The 25,217-nt window shown below is 77.3% G+C and carries 20 protein-coding genes and 1 tRNA gene; 9 read left to right on the top strand and 12 right to left on the bottom strand.

Annotated elements, in window-relative coordinates; all coding sequences use genetic code 11:
• Positions 1-2 precede the first annotated feature (2 nt).
• The 7 genes from J3P29_RS14270 to J3P29_RS14300 are packed head-to-tail and all read left to right on the top strand — an operon-like array spanning position 3 to position 9,230.
• Entirely contained in the window at positions 3-2,111 is a 2,109-nt protein-coding gene (locus tag J3P29_RS14270) for a response regulator (RefSeq protein ID WP_210494249.1), read from the top strand.
• A complete protein-coding gene (locus J3P29_RS14275) occupies positions 2,108-3,175 on the top strand; it encodes a chemotaxis protein CheB (RefSeq protein ID WP_210494251.1) in 1,068 nt (355 codons plus the stop codon). The genes J3P29_RS14270 and J3P29_RS14275 overlap by 4 nt, the downstream gene beginning before the upstream one ends.
• Positions 3,168-4,385 carry a protein-glutamate O-methyltransferase CheR gene (locus J3P29_RS14280; RefSeq protein WP_210494253.1) on the top strand — a complete coding sequence of 406 codons (1,218 nt, stop codon included), beginning with the start codon at positions 3,168-3,170 and terminating at the stop codon, positions 4,383-4,385. The genes J3P29_RS14275 and J3P29_RS14280 overlap by 8 nt, the downstream gene beginning before the upstream one ends.
• Positions 4,386-4,394: 9 nt before the next feature.
• Positions 4,395-4,754 carry a response regulator gene (locus tag J3P29_RS14285; protein ID WP_210494255.1) on the top strand — a complete coding sequence of 120 codons (360 nt, stop codon included), beginning with the start codon at positions 4,395-4,397 and terminating at the stop codon, positions 4,752-4,754.
• Positions 4,751-6,760, top strand: coding sequence for a response regulator (locus J3P29_RS14290; protein ID WP_210494258.1), 2,010 nt, complete (start codon positions 4,751-4,753; stop codon positions 6,758-6,760). Before J3P29_RS14285 ends, J3P29_RS14290 begins: the two co-directional genes overlap by 4 nt.
• Positions 6,757-7,800 (top strand): HEAT repeat domain-containing protein, encoded by a 1,044-nt coding sequence (locus tag J3P29_RS14295; RefSeq protein WP_210494260.1) that lies wholly within the window; start codon positions 6,757-6,759, stop codon positions 7,798-7,800. The genes J3P29_RS14290 and J3P29_RS14295 overlap by 4 nt, the downstream gene beginning before the upstream one ends.
• Positions 7,797-9,230: a glycosyltransferase family 2 protein gene (locus tag J3P29_RS14300; protein WP_210494262.1), complete on the top strand. Its 1,434-nt coding sequence runs from the start codon at positions 7,797-7,799 to the stop codon at positions 9,228-9,230. Before J3P29_RS14295 ends, J3P29_RS14300 begins: the two co-directional genes overlap by 4 nt.
• 59 nt (positions 9,231-9,289) lie before the next feature.
• On the opposite strand, the gene J3P29_RS14305 is transcribed toward J3P29_RS14300, so the two are convergent.
• The 3 genes from J3P29_RS14305 to J3P29_RS14315 form a co-directional block, all read right to left on the bottom strand.
• Positions 9,290-10,453: an acyl-CoA dehydrogenase family protein gene (locus J3P29_RS14305; RefSeq protein WP_210494266.1), complete on the bottom strand. Its 1,164-nt coding sequence runs from the start codon at positions 10,451-10,453 to the stop codon at positions 9,290-9,292.
• Positions 10,454-10,549: 96 nt separating this feature from the next.
• On the bottom strand, positions 10,550-12,223 hold the full coding sequence (locus tag J3P29_RS20470) for a DEAD/DEAH box helicase (RefSeq protein ID WP_282600190.1): 1,674 nt from the start codon (positions 12,221-12,223) through the stop codon (positions 10,550-10,552).
• 567 nt (positions 12,224-12,790) lie between these two features.
• Positions 12,791-13,384, bottom strand: a complete 594-nt coding sequence (locus J3P29_RS14315) for a TetR family transcriptional regulator (RefSeq protein WP_210494269.1) — start codon at positions 13,382-13,384, stop codon at positions 12,791-12,793.
• Between the two features lie 131 nt (positions 13,385-13,515).
• Between J3P29_RS14315 and J3P29_RS14320 the strand changes: the two genes are divergently transcribed.
• Entirely contained in the window at positions 13,516-14,457 is a 942-nt protein-coding gene (locus J3P29_RS14320; RefSeq protein WP_210494273.1) for an NADP-dependent oxidoreductase, read from the top strand.
• Between the two features lie 100 nt (positions 14,458-14,557).
• On the opposite strand, the gene J3P29_RS14325 is transcribed toward J3P29_RS14320, so the two are convergent.
• The 3 genes from J3P29_RS14325 to J3P29_RS14335 all read right to left on the bottom strand — a co-directional run bounded on the left by J3P29_RS14325 (position 14,558) and on the right by J3P29_RS14335 (position 17,589).
• Positions 14,558-15,727, bottom strand: a complete 1,170-nt coding sequence (locus J3P29_RS14325) for a zinc-dependent alcohol dehydrogenase (protein ID WP_210494275.1) — start codon at positions 15,725-15,727, stop codon at positions 14,558-14,560.
• 10 nt (positions 15,728-15,737) lie between these two features.
• Complete coding sequence (locus tag J3P29_RS14330; RefSeq protein WP_210494279.1) at positions 15,738-16,559, bottom strand: hypothetical protein; 822 nt, start codon at positions 16,557-16,559, stop codon at positions 15,738-15,740.
• A gap of 106 nt (positions 16,560-16,665) precedes the next feature.
• Complete coding sequence (locus tag J3P29_RS14335) at positions 16,666-17,589, bottom strand: neutral zinc metallopeptidase (RefSeq protein ID WP_210494281.1); 924 nt, start codon at positions 17,587-17,589, stop codon at positions 16,666-16,668.
• 90 nt (positions 17,590-17,679) lie between these two features.
• Here J3P29_RS14335 and J3P29_RS14340 point away from each other — a divergent pair, with 90 nt between their 5' ends.
• Positions 17,680-17,853 carry a hypothetical protein gene (locus J3P29_RS14340; protein ID WP_210494284.1) on the top strand — a complete coding sequence of 58 codons (174 nt, stop codon included), beginning with the start codon at positions 17,680-17,682 and terminating at the stop codon, positions 17,851-17,853.
• A gap of 26 nt (positions 17,854-17,879) precedes the next feature.
• Here J3P29_RS14340 and J3P29_RS14345 read toward each other — a convergent pair whose 3' ends face one another.
• From J3P29_RS14345 to J3P29_RS14370, 6 genes are all read right to left on the bottom strand, one after another.
• The gene (locus J3P29_RS14345) at positions 17,880-18,251 is read right to left on the bottom strand and encodes a DUF4180 domain-containing protein (protein ID WP_210494287.1); all 372 of its coding nucleotides are present in this window, start codon (positions 18,249-18,251) and stop codon (positions 17,880-17,882) included.
• A 38-nt stretch (positions 18,252-18,289) separates the two neighbouring features.
• Positions 18,290-19,099, bottom strand: coding sequence for an ABC transporter permease (locus tag J3P29_RS14350; protein WP_210494290.1), 810 nt, complete (start codon positions 19,097-19,099; stop codon positions 18,290-18,292).
• Complete coding sequence (locus J3P29_RS14355) at positions 19,096-19,884, bottom strand: ABC transporter permease (protein ID WP_210494292.1); 789 nt, start codon at positions 19,882-19,884, stop codon at positions 19,096-19,098. Before J3P29_RS14355 ends, J3P29_RS14350 begins: the two co-directional genes overlap by 4 nt.
• The gene (locus tag J3P29_RS14360; RefSeq protein WP_210494295.1) at positions 19,881-20,888 is read right to left on the bottom strand and encodes an ATP-binding cassette domain-containing protein; all 1,008 of its coding nucleotides are present in this window, start codon (positions 20,886-20,888) and stop codon (positions 19,881-19,883) included. Before J3P29_RS14360 ends, J3P29_RS14355 begins: the two co-directional genes overlap by 4 nt.
• Before the next feature lie 138 nt (positions 20,889-21,026).
• Positions 21,027-24,956 carry an OmpA family protein gene (locus J3P29_RS14365; protein WP_210494298.1) on the bottom strand — a complete coding sequence of 1,310 codons (3,930 nt, stop codon included), beginning with the start codon at positions 24,954-24,956 and terminating at the stop codon, positions 21,027-21,029.
• Between the two features lie 115 nt (positions 24,957-25,071).
• Positions 25,072-25,145: transfer RNA gene (locus tag J3P29_RS14370), tRNA-Met, on the bottom strand.
• Between the last annotated feature and the right edge of the window lie 72 nt (positions 25,146-25,217).

A 25,217-nucleotide genomic window follows, 5' to 3' on the forward strand; every position in this document is an offset into this window, starting at 1 on the left:
GCGTGGATCCGGCCCTGCTGCAGATCTTCCGCGACGAGAGCGCGGAGCGCCTGGACCGCATGACCGACGTGCTGCTCGCCGCCGAGCGCACCGGCGCGGCCGACGCCGACGCCGTCGCCGAGCTGTTCCGCGACGCGCACTCCATCCGCGGGTCGGCCGGGATGTTCGGGTTCGCGGGGATCGGTGACCTCGCGACCGCCATGGAGGACGTGCTGGCGGTCGCCCGGACGGCCGGCCGCCTGGAGGGCGCCGACGCGGCGGGGCTGCTCGCCGCCGCCGACGCGATCCGCGCCGCGCTGGCCGGGGACGAGTCGCTGCTGGAGCCGGCGGGGACGGCGCTGCGGGCGGGCCGGCCCGAGAGCGACGCGGCGGCCGGGGCCGACGACGCGCCGACGCCCTCCGGCGCCCCCGCGCCCGCGCCCGCGCCCGCGCCGCCGGACGATCCGCCGACCGCCGACGACGCGCCCCCGGCGCCCGCCCCGCTGCCCCCGCCGCCCCCCGCGTCGTCGCCGGGCCCGCCGCCCGCCGGTCCGCCGTCGCCCGCCGCGGGAGTCCCGCGGCCCGCGGATCCCGCGGCAGAGGCCACGCGCACGATGCGCGTGGCGGCGGCGAAGGTCGACCAGCTCCTCGCCGTCACCGGCGAGGCCGCCCTGGGCCTGGGGCGCCTGGAGCACCGCGTGCGGAACGCCGGCCTGGCCGACGAGGGCGTCCTGCAGGAGCTCGATCAGGGCGAGACGATCGTCGCCGAGCTGCAGGACGCCGTGCTCGCGCTGCGCACCCTGCCGCTGCGCACGATCACCGACCCCCTCCCCCGCGCCGTGCGCGACATCGCCGCGGCCGCGGACCGGGACGTGCGGCTGGACCTGGAGGGGATGGAGACGCCGCTGGACCGCTCGGTCCTCGACGGGATCGCCGAGGCGCTCGTCCACCTGCTGCGGAACGCGATCTCGCACGGCATCGAGGCGCCGGAGGACCGCCGCGCCGCCGGCAAGCCGGAGACCGGCCGGATCCTGCTGCGCGCCGAGCAGCGCGGCGGCCAGGTGCGCGTGTCCTGCACGGACGACGGCCGCGGCGTGCCGCAGGCGCTCGTCGACCGCGCCGCCGCGCGCGGCGTCCCGCTGGCGGACGTGCTCGCCGAGGCCGGGACGTCCACCGGCGGCGCCAGCTCCTCGCTGTCGGGACGGGGCGTCGGCCTGGACGCGGTCAAGCGCCACGTCGAGGGGCTCGGCGGCCAGCTCGAGGCCAGCTCGGAGCCCGGCCGCGGATCGACGATCTCGCTCCTCCTGCCGCTGACGCTCGCGATCATGCAGCTGCTCGTCGTGGAGCGCGGCGGCCAGCGCTTCGCCGTCGCGCTCGGCAGCGTGGAGGAGGCCGTCGTCGAGCCGCGCGTCGAAGAGCTCGAGGGCCGCTGCTACGTGCGGCACGCCGACGCGGCGCTGCCGCTGGCGGACCTGGCCGACCTGATCGGCCAGTCCGCCCCCGCGCTGGCCCCCGACGCGCCGACGCTCGTGCTGCGGGCCGCGGGCGCGCGGGCCGCCGTCACCTGCGACCGGCTGGTCGGGGACCGCGAGGCGGTCACGAAGCCGCTCGGACCGATCCTCGGCGGCGTCCCCGGCTACCTCGGCGCGACGATGCTGCCCGACGGGACGATCGCGCTGCTGCTCGACCCGGCCCACCTGGTGCGCGCCGCGGCCCGCACGACGCCGGGGGCCCGCGCCGTCGACGCGGTCCCGGTCGTCCCGCACGTGCTCGTCGTCGACGACCAGTTCACGGTGCGGGAGCTGCAGCGTTCGATCCTCGAGTCGGCCGGGTACCGGGTGTCCGTCGCCGCCGACGGGCGGGACGCGCTCGCGATCGTCGACGCCGACGAGGACGTGGACCTGGTGGTGACCGACATCGAGATGCCCGTGATGGACGGCCTCGCGCTGCTCGAGACGCTCCGCGCCCGCCCCGCGACGCGGTCCCTGCCGGTGGTGATCGTCTCGTCGGTGAGCGACGAGCGCGCCCGGCTGCGCGGCGCCGAGGCGGGGGCGGACGCCTGGGTCGTGAAGGCGCAGTTCGACCAGCGGTCGCTCCTCGACACCGTCGGACGGCTCATCGACCTGCGATGAGCCTGCGCGTCGCCATCTGCGAGGACTCGTTCGCCTACGCGCACGGGCTGCAGCGCCTGCTCGAGGCCGACGGCGCCTTCGAGGTCGTCGCGATCTCCCAGGACGCGGAGAGCCTGCTGCGCGTCCTGCCGCAGGTGCAGCCCGACCTGGTCACGATGGACCTGGAGCTGGGGGGCGGCCTGGACGGCGCCGCCGCGATCCGGCGCATCATGGCGTCGCACCCGGTGCCGATCGTCGTGCTGTCGGCGCACGCGGGGCGCAGCGGCCGGTTCGTCGCCGAGGCGCTGGCCGCGGGGGCGCTCGAGGCGATCCCGAAGGCCGACGTGCGGCTCGGCGCGGCGGGCGACCCGCGGGCGGCCGCCCTGCGCCGTCGCCTGGCCCGCCTGGCGGAGCAGCGCACGGCGCCGCCCCCGGCCGCCCCGCCGCCGCGGCGGCCCGTGCCGACGGCGCCGCCTCCGCCGCCGCGAGCGCCGACCGACCGGCCCACGCGGCTGCGTCGGACCTCCGTCGTGGGGATCGTGGCGTCGACGGGCGGACCGCCCGCCCTGCGCACGGTCCTCGGGGGGCTTCCGCCCCGGTACCGGCTGCCGATCCTGGTGGTGCAGCACATCTCCGACGGCTTCGCCGAGGGCCTGGCGGACTGGCTCGCCGACGTCGTCCCGGTGCCCGTGCGGATCGCCCGCGACGGCCAGCCCCTCGCGCCCGGCGTGACCGTCGCCCCCACCGGCGCGCACCTGGTGCTGCGGCCCGACCGGCGGCTGCACCTGGACCGTCGCGCGGCGGCCGGGCCGCACCGGCCGTCGGGCGACGTGCTGCTGTCCTCCCTGGCCGCCACCGCGGGCGGCGGGGCGCTCGGGATCGTGCTGACCGGGATGGGCCGGGACGGCGCCGCCGGCGCAGCCGCGATCGTCGCCGCCGGCGGCGACGTGTGGGCGCAGCGTCCGAGCGAGTCCGCCGTGTGGGGCATGCCCGCCGCCGCGGTGCAGGCCGGCGCCGCGGCCCTGTCGCTCGACCGCATCGGCGCCGGGCTGACGGCGCTGCCCCCGGGGGCGTCCGGTGCCTGACCCCCTGGATCGCCTCGCCGAGCTGGTCACCCGGCGCAGCGGCATCCGCCTGGGACCGTCCGGCCTGCTCGCGCTGCGCCGCGGCCTGGACCGCCTCGCGCCCGGCCTGTCCGTGCCCGCGCTCCTGGCCGAGCGCGACGCGCATCGCCGCGACGAGCTCGTCGACCGCCTCGTGCGGGAGGTCGCGGTCCACGAGACGTTCTTCCTCCGGCACCCCGACGAGCTGCGCCGCGTCGACTGGTCCGGCCTGCTGACGACGGCGCGACTGGCCGGCCGCAGCGCGCTGCGTGTCTGGAGCGCGGGCTGCTCCAGCGGGGAGGAGGCGTACTCGCTCGTCCTCGTCGCGGCGGAGGCGCTCGGGCTGGAGGAGCCGCCCGTGCAGGTGCTGGGGACCGACATCTCCCCGGCCGTGCTCGAGCGCGCCCGCCACGGCGTCTACGGCCCCCGCTCGGTGCGCCTGCTCACCGCCGGCCAGCGCACCCGCTGGTTCGCCCCCGACGGGCCGGGCCTCGCCGTCGGCGACGGGCTGCGCCGCCGCGTGTCGTTCGCGCCGCACAACCTCGTGCACGACGCCGTGCCGCCGGACGGCGCGGAGCCCTTCGACGTCGTGGTCTGCCGGAACGTCCTGATCTACTTCGACGCCGACGTCGCCGGGGACGTCGCGGACCGCCTGCGCCGGGCGCTGCGCCCCGGCGGCACCCTGGTCCTCGGCACGGCCGACCGCCTGGGCCCGGCCCGCGCCGGCCGCGTCGCCCGGGCCGCCGGGCCCGCCCGCGCCGCCCGTCCGCTCGCGGCCCCGACCGACGCCCCGCGTCCGCCGCGCCCCGGCGTCCGCGGCCCGCTGCGGCCCACCCCCGGGGCGCCGCCGCCGGCGCCCGGCGCCCCGCCGCCCGCGCCCGCCGGCGCGGACCCGCACGCCAACCGCGCGCTGGACGACGGCGTGCGGGCCCTCCGGGAGGGCGAGCCGGCCGCGGCGATCGCCGCGCTGCGGCGGGCGCTCTACCTGGATCCCTCGCTCGTCGCGGCGGGCCTGCACCTGGGGCGCGCGTACGAGGCCGCGGGCGACGTGCGCGGCGCCCGACGCGCCTACTGGGGGGTCCTGCGCCAGGCCGACGGTCTGGCGCCAGACGCCGCCGTGGCCGAGGCCGTCGCCCCGGCCGACCTGGTCGCCGCCTGCCGGGCGCGTCTGAACGCGCTCCCCGCCCGTTAGGATCACCGGGTGACGCGACGGATCCTGGTCATCGACGACTCGCAGCTGATGCGAGAGGCCGCACGGCTGGGGCTCGCCCGCGGCGGGTGGGCGATCGACACCGCCGAGGACGGTCCCGCGGGGCTGGCCGCCGCGCAGGCGTCGCCGCCGGACGCCATCCTCCTGGACCTGACGATGCCCGGGATGGAGGGCCCCGAGGTGCTCGAGCGGCTGCGCGCCGACGATCGCACCGCGGGCGTGCCCGTGGTGCTGCTGACCGCCAGCACCGACGAGGCGGCGGGGCTGCCCGCCGACGGCGTCGTCGCCAAGCCGTTCTCGCCGCTCGAGATCGCCGACCAGGTCCGCACGGCGCTGGGCTGGGAGCCGTGAGCGAGGACGACGAGCTGCTCGCGGCGATGGCCGCGATCTGGGTGGAGCGCCGGCCCGAGGTCATGGGCCGCGTCGAGCTGCTCGAGACCGCGATCACCGACGCGCTCGAGGGGCGACTGGATCCCGACCGCCAGGCGGCCGCCGCGCGCGCCGCCCACGCCGTCTCCGGCACCGCCGGCACGTTCGGCTACCTCGGCGCCTCCGCCCACGCCCGCGACCTGGAGCGGGCGCTGAAGGCCGAGCCGCTGCCGCTGCGCGAGCTGCCCCGCCTCGCGGGCCTCGTCGTCGGCCTGCGCGAGGAGCTCGACCGCGGCCCGGTCGGCGGCGCCCCGGCGCCCGCGCCGCCGCCGGTTGCCCCGCCGGAGGACGTGGCGCTGCTCGTCGTCGGCGGCGGCCCGGGCCGGGCCGCCCGCCTGGCGGACGAGGCGACCACCCGCGGGCTGCCCGCCCAGGCCGCGGAGGGCGTCGACGACGCGCGTCCGCTCCTGGGCGCCCTCGCGCCGGAGCTCGTGCTGCTCGACCTCGGCGTGCCCGAGGGCCTCGACGCCGCCCTCGCCTTCCTGGCGGAGGCCGCGAGCGGCGCGACGGTCCTCGCCGTGCTCGACCCCGCGGACGAGGTCGACCGGCTCGAGCTCGCGCAGGCGGGCGTCCACGCCATCCTGCCGCTGGCGCTGGAGATCGCCCCGACGATCGACGAGGTGCTCGCCGTCCGCGAACGCGTCCGTGCCGCGGGGACGCGCGTCCTGGCGGTCGACGACGACGCGGCGCTGCGCGACGCCGTCCGCGTCGTCCTCGAGGACGCCGACCTGGACGTCGTCACGAGCGACGGCTCCGAGGACCTGTTCGCGCTGCTCGACCAGCACGAGCCGGACCTGCTGCTGCTCGACGTCGACCTGCCGTGGGGCCACAGCGGCATCGACCTGTGCCGCGCCGTGCGGGCCGACGGCGCGCGGGGCACGCTGCCGATCGTGGTGCTCTCGGCGCGCACGGACCCCGAGACCGTCCTGGAGGTGTTCCGGGCGGGCGCCGACGACTACGTCGCCAAGCCGTTCGTCGGCCCCGAGCTGCTCGTCCGCATCGCCAACCGGCTGGAGCGCGCGCGGCTGCTGCGCGAGCTGACCGAGCGCGACGCCCTGACCGGCCTGCCGGGCCCCGAGAGCGGCCGCGAGCTGCTGCGCACGCTGTGGGACCGCACGGCCGCGGCCGGCGAGCCGTTCTGCGTCGCGTACCTGGACTCGGACGACGTCGAGGAGCTCAACCACCGCCACGGCGTCGCGGCCGGCGACGCCGCCCTGCGCGCGACCGCCGACGTGCTGCGGCGCGCGTTCCGCGGCGAGGCCGTGGTCGCCCGCTGGCGCGGCGACGAGTTCGTGGTCGCGTTCGGCGGCCTGGCGCCGCAGGACGCGCGGGAGCGGCTGGGCCGCGTGCTCGACGCGGTCCGCGAGGGCGGCCCCGTCGTGCCGGACGAGCCCCTCCCCCGCACGATGAGCGCCGGCCTGGCCTTCCGCACCGCGGAGACGGACGACGCCGACGCGCTGCTGCGGACCGCCGAGCGGGCGGCGCGCGAGGCCGCGCAGGCCGGCGGCGGACGGATCGTGGTGGTCGGCGCGGACGCGACGGCCGTCGCGGTCGCCGACGTCGTCCTGCTCGAGGACGACCTGACGCTCGTCGCGCTGCTCCGCCACGCGCTCGAAGGCCGCGGCTACACCGTGCGGCACCTGGCCGATGGCGCCGAGGCCGCCGACCTGGTCGCCAGCGAGGAGCGCCGCGTCGCCGGCCGGGTCGTGCTGCTCGACTGGGACCTGCCCGGGATCGACGGGATGCGGATCCTGCGCGAGATGCGCCGGCACGGGGTGCTCGAGCACACGCGCGTCATCATGCTCACGGCGCGGGCCAGCGAGCCCGAGATCCTGCAGGCGCTCGACGCCGGGGCCGTGGACCACGTGGCCAAGCCGTTCAGCGTGCCGGTGCTGCTGCAGCGGGTGCGGCGCGCGATGGGCGCATGATCTCGCTCGAGCTCCTGCGCTGGGTCGTCCGCGCCGAAGCGGTCGCGCTCGTCCTCGCCCTCGTGGCCGTCGTCGGCCACGTGGCGTGGCGCGCCTGGGCGGATCCCCGCCGGGAGCGCCGGCTCGCGGCCGCCCGCGAGCGGCTCGCCGCGGCGCTCGCCGCCGGCGCCGCGCCGACGGACGTGGCCACCGCGCTCACCGGGCTGCCCCAGGCCCACGCGCTCGAGCTGCTGGCCGAGTACGCGCCCGTGCTCGCCGGGGCGGAGCGCGCGTCGCTGGCCCGCGTCGGCGCCGACGCCGGGCTCGTCGCCGCCGGCGCGCGGCAGGCCCGGGCGCGGCGCTGGCCGACGCGCCTGCAGGGCGCCCGCGTGCTGACGGTCGTCGGCGGCGGCGACGACGTGATGCCCGACCTGCTGGACGACCGGCGCCCCGAGGTCCGCGCGCAGGCGTCCGCCTGGGCCGTCGACCACGCCACCCCCGACGTCGTCCGCCGGCTCGTCCGGCACGCGTCGGCGGCGGACCCCGGCAACCGCTTCGCCGTCCAGGACGCGCTCGTGCGCCTGGGGCCCGCCGCCGTCGGCCCGCTGGTCCCGGCGCTCGACGCCGCGTCCGGCGCGGCGGCGGAGCGGCTGCTGGAGGTCTGCGTGCCCCTGGCGGACCGCGCGTTCGCGCCGGCCGCGCTGCGGCTGCTCGACGATCCCCTGCCCGCCACCCGCGCCCGCGCCGCCACGCTCGCGGCGCGCACGGCGATCGACGACGCCGCGGACGAGCTCGTCGCCCTGCTCGACGACCCCGAGCCCGTCGTCCGCGCGGCGGCGTGCCGAGCGCTGGGCGAGGCGCAGCACTGGCCCGCCGGCGCCCGGCTCCGCGCGGCGCTGGCCGACCCCGTGTGGACCGTCCGCCACGCCGCGGGCGAGGCCCTCGAGCGCCTCGGCCCCGCTGGCACCCTGCTGCTCCGGCGGACCCTCGACGACGGCGCCCCCGCGGCCCGCGACATGGCGCGCCGGATGCTGGCGCTGCCGGCCGGGGGCCGCGCGTGAGCGCGCTCGCGACCGTCGCCGACGTCGTCCGGGCGATCCTGCAGGTCTCGCAGTGGCTCGTCCTCGTCTACTTCCTGCTGCTCAACGGCTTCCTGCTCGTGCTGCTGGGCGCCGCCGCCCTCGAGCTGCGCCGCCAGCGCGGCTACGCCGCCCTCGAGTCCCGCTGGCGGCTGCTCGGCTCCGACGTGGCGCCGCGGATCAGCGTGGTCGCGCCGGCGTACGACGAGGCGCTGACCGTGACCGAGAGCGTCCGCTCGCTGCTGACGATGCGCTACCCCAACCTGGAGCTCGTGCTCGTCAACGACGGTTCGAAGGACGAGACGCTCGGCGTGCTGATGCGCGACTTCGCGCTGCACGGCCTGCACCCGGTCTACGACCCCGTCCTCGCCCACCGACCGATCCGCGGGCTGTACCGCTCGTCGGCGGCGCCGAGCCTGGTCGTCGTGGACAAGGAGAACGGCGGCAAGGCGGACGCCCTGAACGCAGGCCTCAACGTGGCGTCCGGCGACCTCGTCTGCGCGATCGACGCCGACACCGTCATCGAGCCGGAGGCGCTGCTGCGGATGGCGCGGCCCTTCCTGCTGCACGCGGACACCGTCGCGGCGGGCGGGACGATCCGGGTGGCGAACGCCGCCACGATCGAGGCCGGCCGGGTGACGCGGCCGCGCGCGCCGCGGCGGTTCCTGGCGGGGATGCAGGCGGTCGAGTACCTGCGCGCGTTCCTGACGGGCCGGCTCGGCTGGAACCTGCTCGGCGGCAACCTCATCATCTCGGGGGCGTTCGGGCTGTTCCGGCGCGACGCCGTCCTCGCGTCGGGCGGCTACGTCCACGACACCGTCGGCGAGGACATGGAGCTCGTCGCGCGGCTGCGCCGCCGGGCGTACGAGCAGGGCGGCCCCGGACGGGTGGTCTTCGTCCCCGATCCGGTCGCCTGGACCGAGGTGCCCGAGGACGCGCGCGTGCTGGCGCGCCAGCGGGACCGCTGGCACCGCGGGCTGGCCGACGTGCTGCGCCGGCACCGCGGCACGGCGCTGCGGCGCCGGTACGGCAGCCTCGGGCTGGTCGCGTACCCGTACTTCCTGCTCGCCGAGCTGCTCGGGCCGGTGGTCGAGCTGCTGGGGCTGGTCGGGCTCGGGGTCGGGCTGCTCGTCGGCGCGATCGACTGGCCGTTCGCGGCGCTCTTCTTCCTCGTCGCGTACGGCCTCGGCCTGCTCATGACCGTCCTGACCGTCGCGCTCGAGGAGTGGACGTACCGGGGCTACGGCACGGGCCGCGACACCCTCGTGCTGCTCGGCTGGGCCCTGCTGGAGCCGCTGGGGTATCGCCAGCTGACGGTGGTCTGGCGGCTGCGCGGCCTGTGGCGGTTCCTGCGCGGACGATCGGACTGGGGCGTCATGACGCGCAAGGGCTTCACCGCCCCGAAGGCGTAGCCGCGGGCGGGACGGCGGGCGGCCGTGGGGTGCCGAGGCGGCCCGGCCCGCGGGGCCGCTCAGGCCTCGTCGTGCGCGGCGATCTGCGCGCTGCCGATCGCCAGCAGCAGCGCGTCGTTGGCGCCCTCGCCGATCTGCGTCTGGGGCGCATCGCGGCGCAGGCGGGCCAGCTCGTCGCCGGCGCGATACGAGCGGCTCGCGGCCAGGCGGGACGCGAGGTCGACGGCCCAGACGGCGGTGTCGGACGCGACGACCTTCGCCGCCGTCGACAGGTCCCGCGCCGCGTCGTCGTGCGCGTCGACCGCCGCGGCCGCGCGCAGGGTGAGCGCCTCGGCCGCGAGCAGCCGGGCGCGGAGCTCGCCGATCCGCAGCTGCGCGTGGGTGTGCTCGCCGAGCGCCGCGCCGCCGACCTCGCGCTCCGTCGCCTCGTCGAGCGCCGCCTCGAGCGCGCGGTCGACGATCCCGAGCGCGCGGCACGCGACGTTGACGCGCCCGACGCCGAGCGCCCCGAGCATCTGCCGGGGACCGCGGCCACGCCCGTCAGCGCCGCCGAGGATCTCCGCCCCGGTCGCCGCGAAGCCGTCGAAGGCGTAGGCCGCGGACTCGACGCCGCGGTAGCCGACCTTGTCCAGCTCGCCGACGCCCCAGCCGTCGCCGCCGCGCCCCTCGGCGGGCAGCAGCACGCAGGACAGCTCGCCGTCGACGCGGGCCATCAGGCAGATCAGCTCGGCGGAAACGCCGCCCGCGACCCAGCGCTTGCGCCCGTCCAGCCGCAGCCCGCCGCCGGGCAGCGGGGCCGCGGTCGTCGCGATCCGCGTCAGGTCGCTGCCGGCGCCCGGCTCGGTGATCGAGAAGGACGCCTGCGCCGCACCCGAGCCCAGGCGCGGCAGCCACCGCGCCTGCTGCTCCGGGGTGCCGTGCGCGACGAGCAGGGCGACCGCCAGGCCCGTCGGGTTGACGGCGCCGGTCAGCGAGATCCAGCCGCGCGAGAGAGCCCGCCAGGCGGGGACCAGGTCGGAGACGGTGCGCCCCGGGCCGCCGTGCGCGGTCGGGACGAGCGCGCCGGGCAGGCCGAGGGCCACGAGCGCGTCCCACGCCTCGTCGGGCAGGACGTCGTCCCGGTCCCAGGTGGCGACCTGCGGCAGGACGACGTCGTCGACGAACGCCTGGACGGCGGCGCGCAGCCCCGCGGCGTCGAGGGCGGGCGGGACGGCGGCCGTCATCGCCCCATCCTGCCCCATCGCCCCGCCGGGCGCCGGGCCGCCGCGGCCGCTCGCCGCCGTCCGCGGGCCGCCCGGGCGGCCCGCGCCGGCGGGCGGCTAGTAGCGCTCGCGGCGCACCTGCGGCCGCTTGCCCTTCAGGTGCGTGCCGCCCAGGCCGGCGATGACCTCGTCCGCCGCGCCGGCGGGCACCTCGACGAGCGAGAAGCGCTCGTGGATCTGGATCGCGCCGATGTCGCGGCCCGAGAGCGACGTCTCGCCCGTGATGGCGCCGACGAGGTCCTGCGGGCGGATGCGCGCGGCGCGGCCCGCGCCGACGAACAGCCGCGTCGTCTCGCCGTCCGGCCCGCCGGCGTGCTCGCGCCGCGGGCGGTCCGGGCGCTCGCGCCGCTCGCCGCGGTCGCCCCGCCCGGGGCGGTCGTCGCGGTCGCGGCGGCGCTCGCGCGGCAGGCTCGCGTCGGGGATCTCCTCCTCGTCGCCGGGCACGCCGCCCTGCGACTCCTGCGCCAGGCGCACGGCCGCGGCCGCGACGTCCATCACGTCGAACTCGTCCGCGAGCTCCTCGACCACGCCACGGACGGCGTCCAGGCCGTCCTCCTGCAGCAGCAGCTCGCGGAGCGCGGCGCGGGTCAGGTCCAGGCGGCGGGCGCGGACGTCGGCGACCGTCGGCACCCGCTCGACGGCGATCTGCTGCTTCGTCAGGCGCTCGATGGCCTTCAGCATCCGGTGCTCGCGGGGCTGGGCGAACGTGATCGCCACGCCCTCGCGGCCCGCGCGGCCGACGCGGCCGATGCGGTGCACGTAGGTCTCGGGCGACGAGGGGACGTCGTAGTTGACCACGTGGGACAGCGTGTCGATGTCCAGGCCGCGGGCCGCCACGTCGGTGGCGATCAGCAGCTCGGTCGTGCCGGCGCGCAGGCGGTCGATCGTCCGCGAGCGCTGGGTCTGGTCCATGCCGCCGTGCAGCGCCTCGGCCGTGTAGCCGCGGCCGTTGAGGGTCTGCGTGACCTCGTCCACCTCGGCGCGGGTGCGACAGAAGACGATCGCCGCGGCCGGCGACTCCTGGTCCAGCACGCGGGTGAGCGCCGCCGCCTTGTGGGCGCGGGCGACCACGTAGGCCGTCTGGCGCACGCGGGGCGCCTCGCCCTCGGGCGTCTCCTCGCGCGCCAGCCGGATGCGGACCGGGTCGTCCTGGTGGCTGCGGGCCAGGCGCTCGATGCGCGTGGGCATCGTCGCGGAGAAGAGGACGGTCTGGCGCGACTTCGGCGTCGTGTCGAGGATGGCCTCGAGGTCCTCCTGGAACCCCATGTCCATCATCTCGTCGGCCTCGTCGAGCACGACCATCTCGACGCCCTGCAGGTCGAGCGAGCGGCGCTTGATCAGGTCGGTCGCGCGGCCGGGCGTGGCGACGACGACGTCGACGCCGCGCTCGAGCGCCTTGATCTGGCGGAAGATCGGCTGGCCGCCGAAGACCGGCAGCACCTTCAGGCCCAGGCCCGAGCCGTAGGAGTGCATGGCCTCGGAGACCTGCATCGCCAGCTCGCGCGTCGGGGCCAGGACGATGGCGCGCGGCTTCGTGCCCCAGCGCTCGCCCTTGGCCAGGCGGTGCAGCAGCGGCAGGGCGAAGGCGGCGGTCTTGCCGGTGCCCGTGGCGGCCTGGCCCAGGACGTCGCGGCGCTGCAGCAGCGGGCCGATCGCCTCGCGCTGGATCGGCGTGGGCTCCTCGTAGCCCAGCTTCGTCAGCGCGGCGAGCAGCTCGGGGTGCAGGCCCAGGTCGGCGAAGGTCGGGCCGGTCGACGCGTCGTCGGTGGGCGCATCGGCGTCGGCCGTCTCCGCGGCGGCGGTCTCGGCGGCGGCGGTCTCCGCGGCGGCGGCCGTCACGGCGACGTCGTCGTCGGCGGTCTGCGCGGCGTCGGCGTCGGCCGGGACGGCGTCGGTCGACGCGGCGTCGGGGGTCGGCGTCGTCTCGGGGGTCGGCGTCGGCTGGGAGGCGTCGGCGACGGGCGCGGGCGCGTCGGCCGGCGTCTCGTCGGGATCGGGCGTGCTGGCGGGAGCGTGGTCGCTCACGATGGGTCCTCGGGGAGCTGCGGGTCTCGTCCACGAACGATCCGGCGCGTCCGGGCCGCGTCCGGCGGTCCGGGTGGTGCTCACGTCCGACGGAGGAGGAGTCCTGGGTCACGACGGGCGCGGATGCGGCCCGTTCACTCGCCGCGGTGCGCCGCGGCGGTCCTCCAGCCTGACAGACCGGACCGAGCTCGTGTGTGCGCCGCGCCGCCGTCGCGCGCCGTCCGCCGGCGCGCCCGGGCGGCCGAGCGCCCCCGACGCCGCCGCCGGCCGGGCTCAGCCGCGGGCGGCCAGCCGGGCCTGCAGCCCGGCGATGTGCAGCTCGACCCCGTCCGCGTAGACGGCCCGCGGGTCCGGCGCCGCGTGCCCCGGGACCTCGGCGTAGCCCTCGCCCTCGGCGGGCCGGTGCTCGAGGGCCGCCAGGAACGACAGCCCCCAATGGACGAAGCAGAACGCGACGGCCGGGGCGTCGTCGCCGAAGCCGCCGTCCGCGAGCACGCCGATCATGCGGGCCGCGCTCTCCTGCGTGCGCGCCACGGTCACCCGGCCGGCGAGCGTCTCGGCCGCCAGCCCCGGCACCGCGCCGTACACGCGCCACATGTTGTCGGCGTACCAGCGCAGCGCGTCGTCCCACGACCGGTCGGCGGGCACGTCGCGGTAGTCGTCCGCGAGCCGGCGCTCGAGCATCAGGCCCAGCAGCGCCCCGCGCGAGTCCACGTGGCGGTAGAGCGCCGTCGCGCTGACCCCCAGCCGCGCCGCGAGCGGCCGCAGCGTGACCGCGCCGACGCCCTCGCCCTCGGCCATCGCGAGCGCCTCGGCGACGATCAGGTCGGGCGAGAGCTTCCGGGGCGAGCGGGGGGCGGCGGGCATGGCTCGATCGTAGGCGGGGGCCCGGGCCCGCGCGGCATAGGACGTAAAGCGTCGACGCGCCCGCCGCTCCGCGCCACGCCGGGCCTGGCGCGACGGCGCGACCGGGGCGCCGGCGCGCTAGCGTCCGCCGCATGCGCGCGCTCGGCATCCCGGCCTTCGGTGGTCCCGACGTCCTGCAGGTCGTCGACCGCCCCGTCCGCGATCCGGGCCCCGGCGAGGTGCGGATCCGCGTCGTCGCCGCCGCCGTCAACCCGACCGACGTCAGCACCCGGAACGGGGACGTCGCGGACCGCTACGCGGACCTGGAGCCGCCCTACGTGCCCGGGATGGACGCCGCCGGCACGGTCGAGGCCCTCGGGGAGGGCGTCCGGCACGTGCGCCTGGGCGAGGACGTCATGGCGGCCGTGCTGCCGCGCCGGCCGGAGGGCGGCGCCCAGGCCGAGCAGGTCGTGGTGCCCGCCGGCTCCGTCGTCCCGATCCCGGCCGGGGCGACGCTCGAGCAGGCCGCGACGCTGCCGATGAACGGCCTGACCGCGATCGAGGCCCTCGACGGCCTGGACATCCCCGCGGGCGGCACGCTGGCGATCACCGGCGGCGCCGGCCTGCTGGCCCGGTACGCGACCGTGCTGGCCAAGGAGCGCGGCCTGCGGGTGCTCGCGGACGCCCGCCCCGACGAGCACGACCTGGTCCGGGGGTACGGTGCGGACGTCGTCGTCGAGCGCGGCGACGGCGTGGCCGAGCGCTTCCTGGCGCAGGCCCCCGAGGGCGTCGACGGCGTGCTCGACACCGCGCTGCTCGGCGAGGCGATCCTGCCCGCGATCAAGGACGGCGGCGGCCTCGCGGTCGTGCGCGGCTGGTCCGGGCCGACCCCGCCGCGCGACATCGAGGTCTACGAGGTGTGGGTCGCCACCCGCCTGGAGGACACCGAGGCGCTGCTGCACCTGCGCGACCTGGCTGCGGACGGCCGGATCGCCCTGCAGGTCGCGGACACGTATCCGCCCGAGCGGGCCGCCGAGGCGCACCGGCGGATGGAGGCCGGCGGCGTTCGCGGCCGGCTCGTCATCGTCTTCTAGCCCCGGCCGGTGGCGCGGGCCCGCGCCGCCGTCGTCGGCGCGGCGGCGGACGACGGGCCGCCCGAAGGGGGCGGCGCGTCGACCGCGGTCCGCCGAGCCCTCAGGGCTTGAGCACGACCTTCGTGCAGCAGTCCTCCTTGTGCTTGAAGGTCTCGTAGCCCGTCGGCGCGTCCTCCAGGCCCATGGTGTGCGAGATGACGAACGTCGGGTCGATCTCGCCCCGCTCGATCCGGTCGAGCAGCGGCCGCAGGTAGCGGTGCACGTGGCACTGGCCCGTGCGCAGGGTCAGGCCGCGGTTCATGAGCGAGCCGAGGGGGAACTTGTCGGCCAGGCCGCCGTAGACGCCGACGACGGAGATCGTCCCGCCGTTCGTGCAGGCCATGATCGCCTCGCGCAACGCGTGCGGGCGCTCCGTCTCCATGCGGGCCGCCTGCTTCACGCGGTCCATCGCGTGGACGCCGGCGTGGCCGTGGTGGCCCTCCATCCCGACGGCGTCGATGCAGGCGTCCGGGCCGCGTCCGGCGGTCAGCTCGTTCAGCGCCTCCAGCACCACGGTCCCCTCGTAGTTCAGCGTCTCGCAGCCGATCTCGCGCGCCTTCTGCAGGCGGTACTCGAAGCGGTCGATGACGATGACGCGGTCCGCACCCATGAGCTTGGCGCCCAGGGCCGCGAACAGGCCCACCGCGCCGGCGCCCCAGACGGCCACGACGTCCCCCTCCGAGATGTCCGCCATCTCGGCGCCCATCCAGCCCGTGGGCAGGACGTCGGAGAGGAAGAGCACCTGCTCGTCGGTCAGGTCGCTCTCGATCTTCAGGGGGCCGACGTCGGCGAACGGCACCCGGGCCGCCTCGGCCTGGCCGCCGGCGAAGCCGCCCGTCAGGTGGGAGTAGCCGAAGATGCCGGCCACCGGGTGCCCCATCATCTTCTCGGCCATCGCCGCGTTCGGGTTCGAGTTCTCGCACCCGGCGAAGAGCCCCTTCGCGCAGGCGTTGCACGACCCGCAGGCGATCGGGAACGGCACGACGACGCGGTCGCCCGGCCGCAGGCCGTCCACCGCCTTGCCGACGTCGGTGACGGTGCCCATGAACTCGTGCCCCAGGACGTCCCCCTGGCGCATCGTCGGCATGTAGCCGTCGTACAGGTGCAGGTCGGAGCCGCAGATCGCGGTCGAGCTGATCTGCACGATCGCGTCCCGGTCGTTGAGGATCCTCGGGTCGGGGACGTTCTCGACCTGCACGGTGTTGCGGCCGCTCCAGACGTTCGCGCGCATGGCGGGGCTCCTATCGGCTCTCGGTGGTCTGGGCGGGCGGATGGGCGGGGCGCTGGGCCCGCAGCCGCGCGTGCGACGGCCCGTCGGGGCTGCCGTCCGAGCGCAGGACCTCCCCCGTCTCCACGGTCTGCTTGAAGCGCTTCAGGTCGTCGGCGACCTGCTGGTCGTACGCCTGGCCGGTGACGCGCTTGGCGGCGTCCACGACGGCTCCGGGGCCGGTGGGACGGTTCGCGCTGTGCTCCAGGTCGACGCGCAGCTCGGTGCCGCGGCCGCCGGGCGCGATCGAGAAGGTCGCGGCCTCGCGCGGCGCCACGCCGTCCCACGACTCCCATGCCTCCTCGACCTCGTTCTGCGGCGCCCGGATCGTGATCGCCTTGCCCGAGAGCATCGGGTGGTCGGGGCGCGTGGCCGGCGGCGTGTCGCCGTCCGCCTGCTCGCCCGAGCGCACCGCCGCGAGCAGGTCCGCCGTCCCGATGGCGCCGGCGGCGGCCGCCGCGAGCGCCAGGCGCGCGCGGCTCGTGGGGCCGTGGCGGAAGGACAGGACGATCAGGCCCATGTCGAGGACGTCGCCCGCCACGCGCGCCCACAGGCTGCGCGTCGGCCACGGCCGCTCGGCGGCGAGGATGCCCGCCCCGACGGCGAGCTCGCGCGGCCCGCAGGCCAGCAGCGTGACGGCGGTGGCGCGCGGCCCGTCGGGGGCGCCGATGGCGCGGGCGAAGGCGCGCGGGGCGAGCGTCTGCGGCACGCCGAGGGCGAGGCTGGCCCAGCCGAGCACCTGCTCGAGCTGGCCCAGGTCGTGCGGGCGACCGCGGTCCTGCGGGGAGGGAGACATGCCGCTCCCTACCCGGCGCGCGGGGCGCGTAACGCCGTGCGCGCGACGGCCGGACCACGCGTCGTCGGCCGCCGGCCGCGCCGCCGACGGGGGCCGCGGCGAGCGCTCAGACGCCCAGGTAGACGCTGCAGTCGCGCGGCGCGCCGGACTCGAAGCCGAGGAGCCACGCGTCCCGGCGCTCCTCCGGCGTGCCGTGGTGCTGCTCGCTCCCCACCTCGAAGTCGCCGACGGCCGTGGCGGTGCTCAGGGCCTCCTCGACGTCGCCGGGGTGCAGTCCGCCGGCACGGTAGGCCGACGCGCCCCACGTGCCCGCCAGGCAGTCGGCGTGCAGCTCGAACGGCTGCGCCGACGTGCCGCGGCGGCGGTCGTCGAACACGCCCTGCTCCTGCTGCACGTCGTGCGCGTACTCGTGGGCGAGGATGTAGGCGACGCCGAAGTCGCCGACGGCGCGGCCCTGCGCGGCCTCGCCCGGGAACCCGCGGATCGCACCGCGCAGGACGCCGTCGGCGATGCGCCGCCCGACGTAGATCGTGTCGTCGGCCGGGCAGTAGAACGCGGCGGTGTCGTCCGCCGGCGCCCCGCAGCCCGTCGCGACCCGGCGACCCTCCGGCACCCAGGTGTACCCGACGCGCGGCTCCCCCAGCCCGGCGGCCCGGTACGTCGTCGTCCAGTACGCGTCGATGCGCCGCAGCGTCTCCGTCAGGAAGGCGTCGATCTGGTTCGGCGCGTCGCCGGCCGAGCTCGGCGGGCGCGTGCGCTCGTCGGCCCGCGGGACCGCGCGCTCCAGGTCCTCGAACGCCGCCCGGACCTTCGCCTGCAGCTGCTCGCCGATGCGGCGGGCGTCCGCCTCGATGTCCTTCGCGTCCGCGCGCACCCGGTCGATCCGCTCCTGCGCGCGCTCGCGCAGCTGGCGGGTCTGCTCCCGCACGCGCTCCAGGCGGGCGCCCAGGTCGCCGTCCTCCCCGTCGCCACACGCGGGCAGGGCGACGAGCGCGGCGACGAGGATGAGGGCCGTCCACAGGCGCGACACGTGGCGCTGGGTACCCAGCACGGCCCGTCCGCACCCTCCGGCCGTCGCACTCGGCGGTGGCGGCGCGCCGGGCCGGGTAGCGGCAGGCGCATGAACGTCTGCCCCACCTGCGGCCAGCCGGCGACGAAGGCCTTCCCGCCCGACGAGGGCTGGGAGTGTCGCAACGAGGCGTGCCCCGAGTTCGGCCAGCCGCTGACCGCCCACGAGCCCGCCCCGGCCGAGCCGCCGTCGCCGCGGGGGCCGCAGACGCCCGAGGAGCGCTGAGGTCCCGGCGCGGACGGGAGCGCGGGTCAGCCGGCCGTCGCTGCGGCCAGCCGGCCGGCCAGCGCGGCGTCGTCCGCGACGAACCACACGGCGCTCCCGCGGTCGCACTCGCGGACGAAGGCGGCGAACGCCGCGCTGGCGGCCACCGCGGCCGCGACGTCGCCCACGACCGCCAGCCGCACCCGGTACGTCGCGGCCTTCTGGACGAGCTCGCCGGCGCGGCGCGTGGCGAGGTCGAAGAAGCGCGCGTCGAGCCGCCCGACCGGGATCGCGAGCAGGTCGACGCCCGCGAACGCGGCCGTGCCGATCAGGTCGGCGAGCTGCTCGTCCGCGACCAGCGCCGGCCCGTCGTCGCGCAGGCGGCCGACCACGACGCCGTGGACCTCCTCGTGCTGCACGCGCGGGAGCGTACCGACGCCCATCGCGCGCGCTCGGCCTACCGCCCCATCCGCCGCAGCCCCACGAGGGCGAGCCCGCCGAAGACGGCGACCATCCCCGCCAGCGACGCGAGTCCCGGCCAGGTGTGCGCCAGGCTCAGGTCGATGCCGGAGACGGTCGCCTGGCGGCCGAGCTCGAGCACGTGCGAGACGGGGTTGATCCGCGCGACGTCCTCCAACCAGCCCTTCAGCAGCGGCTGCGGCGTGTAGGCGGTCGACAGGAACACGCCGAGGAAGACGCCCATCTGCATGAGCGGCCCCGCCTGCTGCGTGCGGAAGTGGACGGCCATCGCGATGCCCCACATCGCGGCGACGGTGCAGAAGCCCGCCGACGCGACGTAGAGCAGCACGACGCCGAGCACGCCGCCCGTCAGGTCCGCGCCGAGCAGCAGCCCGACGAGCAGGACGAGCGTCACGGGGATCATCGACCGCGTGATGGCCCCCAGGACCGGGCCGAGGATCAGCAGGGGCCGGGCGACGGGCGCGACGAGCAGGCGGTCGAACCACCCCTGCTCGATGTCGCGCGCCAGGTTGGCGCCGGCGGCGGCGCCCGCGAAGCCCGCGCCCTGCAGGCAGCAGAGCGGGACGATCCACGACAGGTACGAGTCCGTCGGGAACCCGGGCAGGCCGACGAGCCGGCCGAACTGGCCGCTCGTGCCCAGCAGGAAGACGAGCGGGGCGATCGAGGTGCCGACGAGGGCGCCGCGCACGCGCGTGACCTCGTTGAGCGAGCGTCGCCAGAACGCCCAGGCGACGCCCCCGGCCGGCGAGTTCGTGCGCCGCGGCGCGGCGTGCGGACGGCTGCTCATGTGCGGCGGGCCCGGTCGCGGAGGGCCAGGACGGCGAGCGCGGTCATCGCCACCGCCAGGCCGGCGGCGGCGGCGAGGCCCAGGAGCGGATCGCCCAGGCTGGCGTCGTCCTGGAGCAGCCCGCGGGCGCCCTCGACGACGTACGTCAGCGGGTTGTACGCGGCGACGTCGTGCAGGGTCGGCGTCAGCAGGTCGCGCGGGAAGAACGCCGGGGCGGTGAAGAGGAACACGAAGACGAAGGGGAAGATCGACTGCATCAGGTTCATGGACCCGGTGCGGATGGCGATGGCGATCGCCAGGCCGCCGATCCCGACCGCGGTGAGCGCCGCGAGCGCGGCGGCGCCGAGCGCCCCGAGCACCCCGCCCGGGTAGCTCGCGCCGAAGAGCAGCGCGACGAGCAGGAACCACGCCATCTGCAGGACCGCCAGGCCGAGCGTGCCGGCCAGGCGCCCCAGGACCAGGCTGGAGCGGCGCACGGGCGCGGCGAGCAGCCGGTCGAAGAAGCCGCCCTCGATGTCGGACGCCAGGGCGATCCCGCTCGTCAGGCCCGCGAGCAGCGCGCCCTGCAGCAGCGTGCCGGCGACGACGAAGCCCAGGTAGGAGTGGATGTCCGGGAAGTCGCGCAGGTCGCGGCCCGCGCTCGTGCCCGACGCGATGACGGCCAGCAGCATGAGCGGCAGCACGAAGGTCGGCATGAGCAGCTGCGCCCGGCGGAACTGGACGCTCAGCGCCCGGCGGCCGAGCGCCGCGACGACGCGCGACTCGCGCGCGGCGCCGGCGATCACGCGGGCACCCCGGTGGCCGCGTCGTCCGTCCCGCGCGCCCCGGCGCCCTCGAGGGTCGAGCCCGTGACGGCGGCGAAGACGTCGTCGAGCGTCGGGCTCTCCACCTCGACGGACTCCACGGCGATCCCGGCGTCGTCCAGCGCGCGGATCGCGACCGGCACGGTGGCCTTGCCGCGTGCGGCGCGGATCGCCACCCGGGCGGCGCCCGCGCACGGGACGAGCGGGCCGACGGCGGACAGGGCCTCGCGGGCGGCCGCGACGTCGGCGTCGGCGGCCAGGTCGACGTGCAGCGTCGGGTCGCCGACGTGCGCCTTCAGCTCGGCTGGCGTGCCCTCGGCGACGAGCGACCCGCCGGCGATGATGCCGACGCGGTCCGCCAGCTGCTCGGCCTCCTCCAGGTACTGCGTGGTCAGGAAGACGGTGGTGCCGTCGTCGTTGAGCCCGCGGACCTCGCGCCACAGCGCCGAGCGGCTCGTCGGGTCCAGGCCGGTGGTCGGCTCGTCGAGGAACAGCACCTTCGGGCGGTGGACGAGCGCCATCGCCAGGTCCAGGCGGCGCCGCATGCCGCCGGAGTACTGGCCCACGCGGCGACCGCCGGCGTCGGTCAGGCCCACCCGATCCAGCAGCTCCTCGGCGCGGGCGCGGGCGGTCGGGCGCGTCATCCCGTGGAGCGCGCCCTGCATGCGCAGCAGCTCGCGTCCGGTCATGAGCGGGTCGATCGCGGCCTCCTGCAGCGCCACGCCGATGTTGCGGCGCACCGCGTCGGCGTCGGCGACGACGTCGTACCCCGCCACGCGGGCCTCCCCCGCCGTCGGCTTGAGCAGCGTCACGAGGATCCGCACCGTGGTCGTCTTCCCCGCGCCGTTCGGGCCGAGGAAGCCGTAGATCTCGCCCTCGCGGACCTCCAGGTCGAGCCCGTCGACGGCCTTGATGCCGCCCCCGAAGGCGCGCTGCAGGCCGCGGACGGCGACGGCGGGTGGTGGTGATGACGCTCCGGCGGACACGCAGGGAGCGTAGTGCGGCGGCCGGGCGACCCCGTGACCGCGGGGTGTCCGCGGGCGTCGGCGGTGCGGGGCGTCGTCGCGTCGCGCGCACGCGCCGGCCGGGGCGCCGCCGTGCGGCGGCGCCCCGGGGCGGGCGGGCTAGCGGTCGATCCGCAGCTCGACGCGGCGGTTGGCCGCGCGGCCGGCCGCCGTGGCGTTCGTCGCCCGCGGCTGCGTGGCGCCGCGCGAGACCAGCGTCGCCTTCGCCTTCACGCCGTGCGCGCGCAGGAACGCGGCCACCGTGCGGGCGCGGCGCAGGCCGAGGCCCTTCAGGTAGTCGGCGTCGGTCGACGAGCCGTCGGTGTGGCCGACGACGCGGACGGCGACCGCCGTGCCGCGCACCTGCTGCGCCAGTGCCGTCAGCTGCCGCTTCGCCGCGGCGACGAGGGTCGCCCGGTTGATCGCGAACCCGCCGACGACCGCCGTCGTGCGCTGCGGCACGAGCGTCGCGGCGCCCGTGGCCTTCAGCGGCTCGCCCTTGACCGGGCGGCCGGTGATGGCGACGGCGACCTTCAGACCGCGCGGCGACCGGCGCAGCAGCGCGCGGCCCGTGGCGTTGAGCGTCACGGCCACGGTCATCCGGGCGCTGCCGTCGGCCCTGCGGTACTCGCCGGTGCCGACGAGCACGCGACGATCCCCCGCGGCGCGCGAGGCGGCACGCCCGGGCGCGTCGGCGTACAGGTCGACCTTGCACGACGTCAGCACCGTGCCGGTGATGGCGCAGCCGACGCCCACGCCGTCCTTGCGGACGGTGATCGTGGCCGCCGACGCGGTGCCCGTCCCGCCGCCGGTGCCCGCGCCGCCGACGATCGTCAGCTTCGGCGCGCTCGTCGGCGCGGCCGCGGGCGCGGTCGTCGCCGGGGCGGGCGTGGCCGCCGCGGGCGCCGGCGTCGCCGGCTTCGCGGGCGCGGCGGGCTGCTCGGGCGTGGCCGGCTGCGGCGGCGCGAGGATCGTCCACGCGATGCGGGCCGGCTCGCCGTGGTTGCCCGCCGCGTCGGTCTGCCGGACGAGCAGGACGTGCTCGCCGACGGCCAGGTCGGTCAGCCGCAGCGGCAGCGTCGTCGTGCTCCAGCCGCCGCCGTCGAGCGCGTGCTCGACCGTGCCGTGCGGCTCGGCCAGGGTGCCGTCGACCTCGGCGGCGGTGTCCAGGGTGCGCGGCTCGGGGCGCGTGGTGATCGCCGGCGCGGCGGGGCCGGTCCGGTCGACGGTCCAGCGGTACGTCAGGACGTCGCCCGGGTTGCCGTGGCGGTCCAGCTGGCGCACCTCGGCGACGTGCGGGCCGTCGGTCAGGTCCGTGAGGACGTGCGGCGAGGCGCAGGCCGCCCAGGCGCCGTCGTCCAGGCGGCACTCGAAGCCGGAGCCGTCCGGGTCGGCGCCGTCGAACGTCAGCGTGGCGGTCGTCTCGCGCGTGTCGCGCTTCGGGCCGCCGGTCGCCTCCGGGGTGGCGGGGCCGGTGAAGTCGACGGTGAAGGCGTCCTCGGTGGCGGCGCCGACGTTGCCGGCGACGTCGATCTCGCGGACCTCCACGGCGTGCGGGCCGGCGGTCAGCCCCGGCAGCCCGGCCGGGGACGAGCAGGGCACCCAGGCGCCCTGGTCCAGGCGGCACTGGAACGTGCCGGCGCCCTCGGGGCCCTCGCCGCGGAACCGGATCTCGGCGCCGTGCGTGCGGACGACGTCCAGGTCACCGATCAGCGTCGGCTTCGCGGGCGGCGTCGCGTCGTACGTCCACGTGCGGGACGCGGCCTCGCCGCGGTTGCCGTGCGCGTCGACCTGGCGCACCCGGAAGGCGTAGGTGCCCTCGGGCAGGCCGTCGACCTCGACGCCGCTCTGGCACGCCGCCCAGCCGCGGACGCCGTCGATCGAGCACTCGAAGCCCGAGCCGTCGGACTCCGCGCCCGTGAAGGCGAACGCGACCTTCGGGGTCTTCACCGACGCGGCGGGCGCGTCCGTGATCGTCGGCTTCGCCGGGCCGGTGACGTCGACGGTGAACGGCACGTCCCGCGCGTCGCCGCGGTTGCCGGCGGCGTCGGTCTGGCGGACGGAGAACGTGTGCTGCCCCGTGGTCAGGCCCGTCAGCGTGGCCGGGGTGGTGCAGGGCACGAAGGTCGCGCTGTCCAGCCGGCACTCGAACGTGCCGCCGGTCTCGCCGGTGAAGGCGACGTCGAGCGTCGTCGTCGTGACCACGTCACGCAGGTCGGTCGTGACCGTCGGCTGCGCCGGCGCGGTGCGGTCGACCTTCCACGTGACGATCGCGGGATCGGACGCGTTGCCGGCCTCGTCGACCTGCCGGACGGAGAAGCGCTTGTCGCCCTCGGCCAGCCCGGTGATGTCGACCGGCGAGCTGCAGGGCGACCAGGCCGCCCCGTCGGAGCCGAGCCGGCACTCGAAGCCGCCGTGCTGCTCGTCGCCCGTGAAGGCGATGCGGGCGCTCGTCTCCTGCGTCGCCGCGGGCGGCTTGGCGGTCACGACGGGCGTCGCCGGCGGGGTGGCGTCGAACGTCCAGGCGTGCTCGACGATGGCGCCCAGGTTCTGGGCGGCGTCGATCTGGCGCACGCGGAAGCTGTGCGGACCCTCGCCGGTCAGGGTCGGCACCTGCGGCGAGGTGCAGGCCGTGAACGCGGCCCCGTCGAGCGAGCACGCGTACGTGCCGCCCGGCTCCGCGCCGGTCCAGGTCAGCCGCGGCTGCGGGTCGTTGCTGCGCGACGCCGGCTTCTCGCCGAAGGTCGGCTGCGCCGGCGGGTCGGTGTCGGCGGGCGGCGGCTCCGAGATCGCCTCGGTGATCTCGGACGCCAGCGTGTCCGTCCCCGCCGGGTTGGTGACGGTGCGCACGACGCGGTACCGGTGGCCGAGGTGAGCGCGGGTGACCGGGAAGGTGGCGGTCGTCACGCCGGTGTCGACGCAGCCGGCGTTCGTGCCGTCGTCGCACTGCTGCCACGAGTAGCTCGTCTCGAGCGGCGCGGAGCCGATCTCGCCGCCGATCATGTCGAGCGACAGCGTCGAGCCGACCTCGGTGGCGCTGGAGATCTCGGTGAAGGCGAGGTCGGGGACCTGCGCGGGCTGCCAGGCGAGCCCCGTGTACCGCTCGCCGTCGGCGAGCGTGGTGTTCGGCACCTTCGTGGCGCCCGTGCCGTCCCAGTTCGCCGTCCAGATCGCCCACGCCCCGCTGCGGTCGGACGCGAAGGCCACGCGCGCGCCGTCCGGCGCGATGGCGGCGAAGCGGTCCTGCGCGCCGGGCATGCCGCCGGGCTCGAGGGTCCGCGGCGTGCTGCTGTTCTCCGCCGAGCTGACGTAGATCGCGTCCTTCCCGGAGTCCTGGTCCAGCGCGTGGTAGGCCAGGCGCGTGCCGTTCGCCGACAGGGACACCTGCTGCGGGTAGTCCGTCGTCGGGGCGGCGAAGTGCAGGTCCCCGCGCGGCGTCTCGGACGCGCCGTTCTGGACGTAGATGCCCGGGTCGTCGTTCGCGTCGACGTGCTCGTCCTCGTCGTTGATGAAGGCCAGCCGGTCGCTGCCGGACCATCCGGTGCCGGCGACCGCGTGCAGCCAGAAGGAGGAGAACCCGTCGTACGGGTTGCCGATGTGCACGCCGGCTCGCGGGGTGCCCCAGGCGTACGTCAGACCGTCCGGCGAGACCGAGGGTCCGAGGATCGCGGCGTTCGGGTCGCTGTCGCTCTCGGTCGCCGACTCGACGAGCTTCCCCGTCCAGGGGTTGACGTCGAACAGCGTGGTCCGGTTGGGGGTGATCAGCACGCGGTTGCCGTCCGAGCTCCAGGCCGAGACGGTGCCGAAGACGTCGTCGCCGTCCTGCTTGATCGGGGCGGCGTGCGTGCCGTCGCGCCAGATCGTGCCCGTGCGCTGGGTGCTGGTGCTGAAGGCGAGGGCCCCGTTCTGGGCGCCCATCGTCCAGCGCGGGATGGCCGGTGGCGCGGCGGCGGAGGCGGCGCCCGGGAGCAGGCAGGCGGCGGCGAGCAGACCGCCGAGCGCCGTGGTGGTGGCCCGCGTCAGACGGCGGGACCTCGGAGTTCGGGACATGGTCCCCGGTCTCTCGGCCGACCCGGCTCCGACTGAACGCCGTCCGTCCGATCGTCCAACGCCCCCCCCCACGACGACGAAGGGCGCCTCCGGAGAGACGCCCTTCGTTCCTGAGTAGCGGGGGCAGGATTCGAACCTGCGACCTTCGGGTTATGAGCCCGACGAGCTACCTGACTGCTCCACCCCGCGCCGCTTGGGTCATGGACCTTAGCACCACGGCAACATGCGTGTCGCGTGCCCGGCCGCCCCGGGCGCCCGCCG

The sequence above is a fragment of the Patulibacter sp. SYSU D01012 genome, assembly GCF_017916475.1.
GTDB lineage: Bacteria > Actinomycetota > Thermoleophilia > Solirubrobacterales > Solirubrobacteraceae > Patulibacter.

Bases quoted from the DNA above. Each gene is read 5' to 3' on its own strand.
- J3P29_RS14295 (WP_210494260.1), top strand. From the start codon at position 6,757: ATGATCTCGCTCGAGCTCCTGCGCTGGGTCGTCCGCGCCGAAGCGGTC.
- J3P29_RS14325 (WP_210494275.1), bottom strand. From the start codon at position 15,727: ATGCGCGCGAACGTCTGGAGCGGCCGCAACACCGTGCAGGTCGAGAAC.
- J3P29_RS14275 (WP_210494251.1), top strand. From the start codon at position 2,108: ATGAGCCTGCGCGTCGCCATCTGCGAGGACTCGTTCGCCTACGCGCAC.
- J3P29_RS14330 (WP_210494279.1), bottom strand. From the start codon at position 16,559: ATGTCTCCCTCCCCGCAGGACCGCGGTCGCCCGCACGACCTGGGCCAG.
- J3P29_RS14340 (WP_210494284.1), top strand. From the start codon at position 17,680: ATGAACGTCTGCCCCACCTGCGGCCAGCCGGCGACGAAGGCCTTCCCG.
- J3P29_RS14315 (WP_210494269.1), bottom strand. From the start codon at position 13,384: ATGCCCGCCGCCCCCCGCTCGCCCCGGAAGCTCTCGCCCGACCTGATC.
- J3P29_RS14365 (WP_210494298.1), bottom strand. From the start codon at position 24,956: ATGTCCCGAACTCCGAGGTCCCGCCGTCTGACGCGGGCCACCACCACG.
- J3P29_RS14350 (WP_210494290.1), bottom strand. From the start codon at position 19,099: ATGAGCAGCCGTCCGCACGCCGCGCCGCGGCGCACGAACTCGCCGGCC.
- J3P29_RS14305 (WP_210494266.1), bottom strand. From the start codon at position 10,453: ATGACGGCCGCCGTCCCGCCCGCCCTCGACGCCGCGGGGCTGCGCGCC.
- J3P29_RS14320 (WP_210494273.1), top strand. From the start codon at position 13,516: ATGCGCGCGCTCGGCATCCCGGCCTTCGGTGGTCCCGACGTCCTGCAG.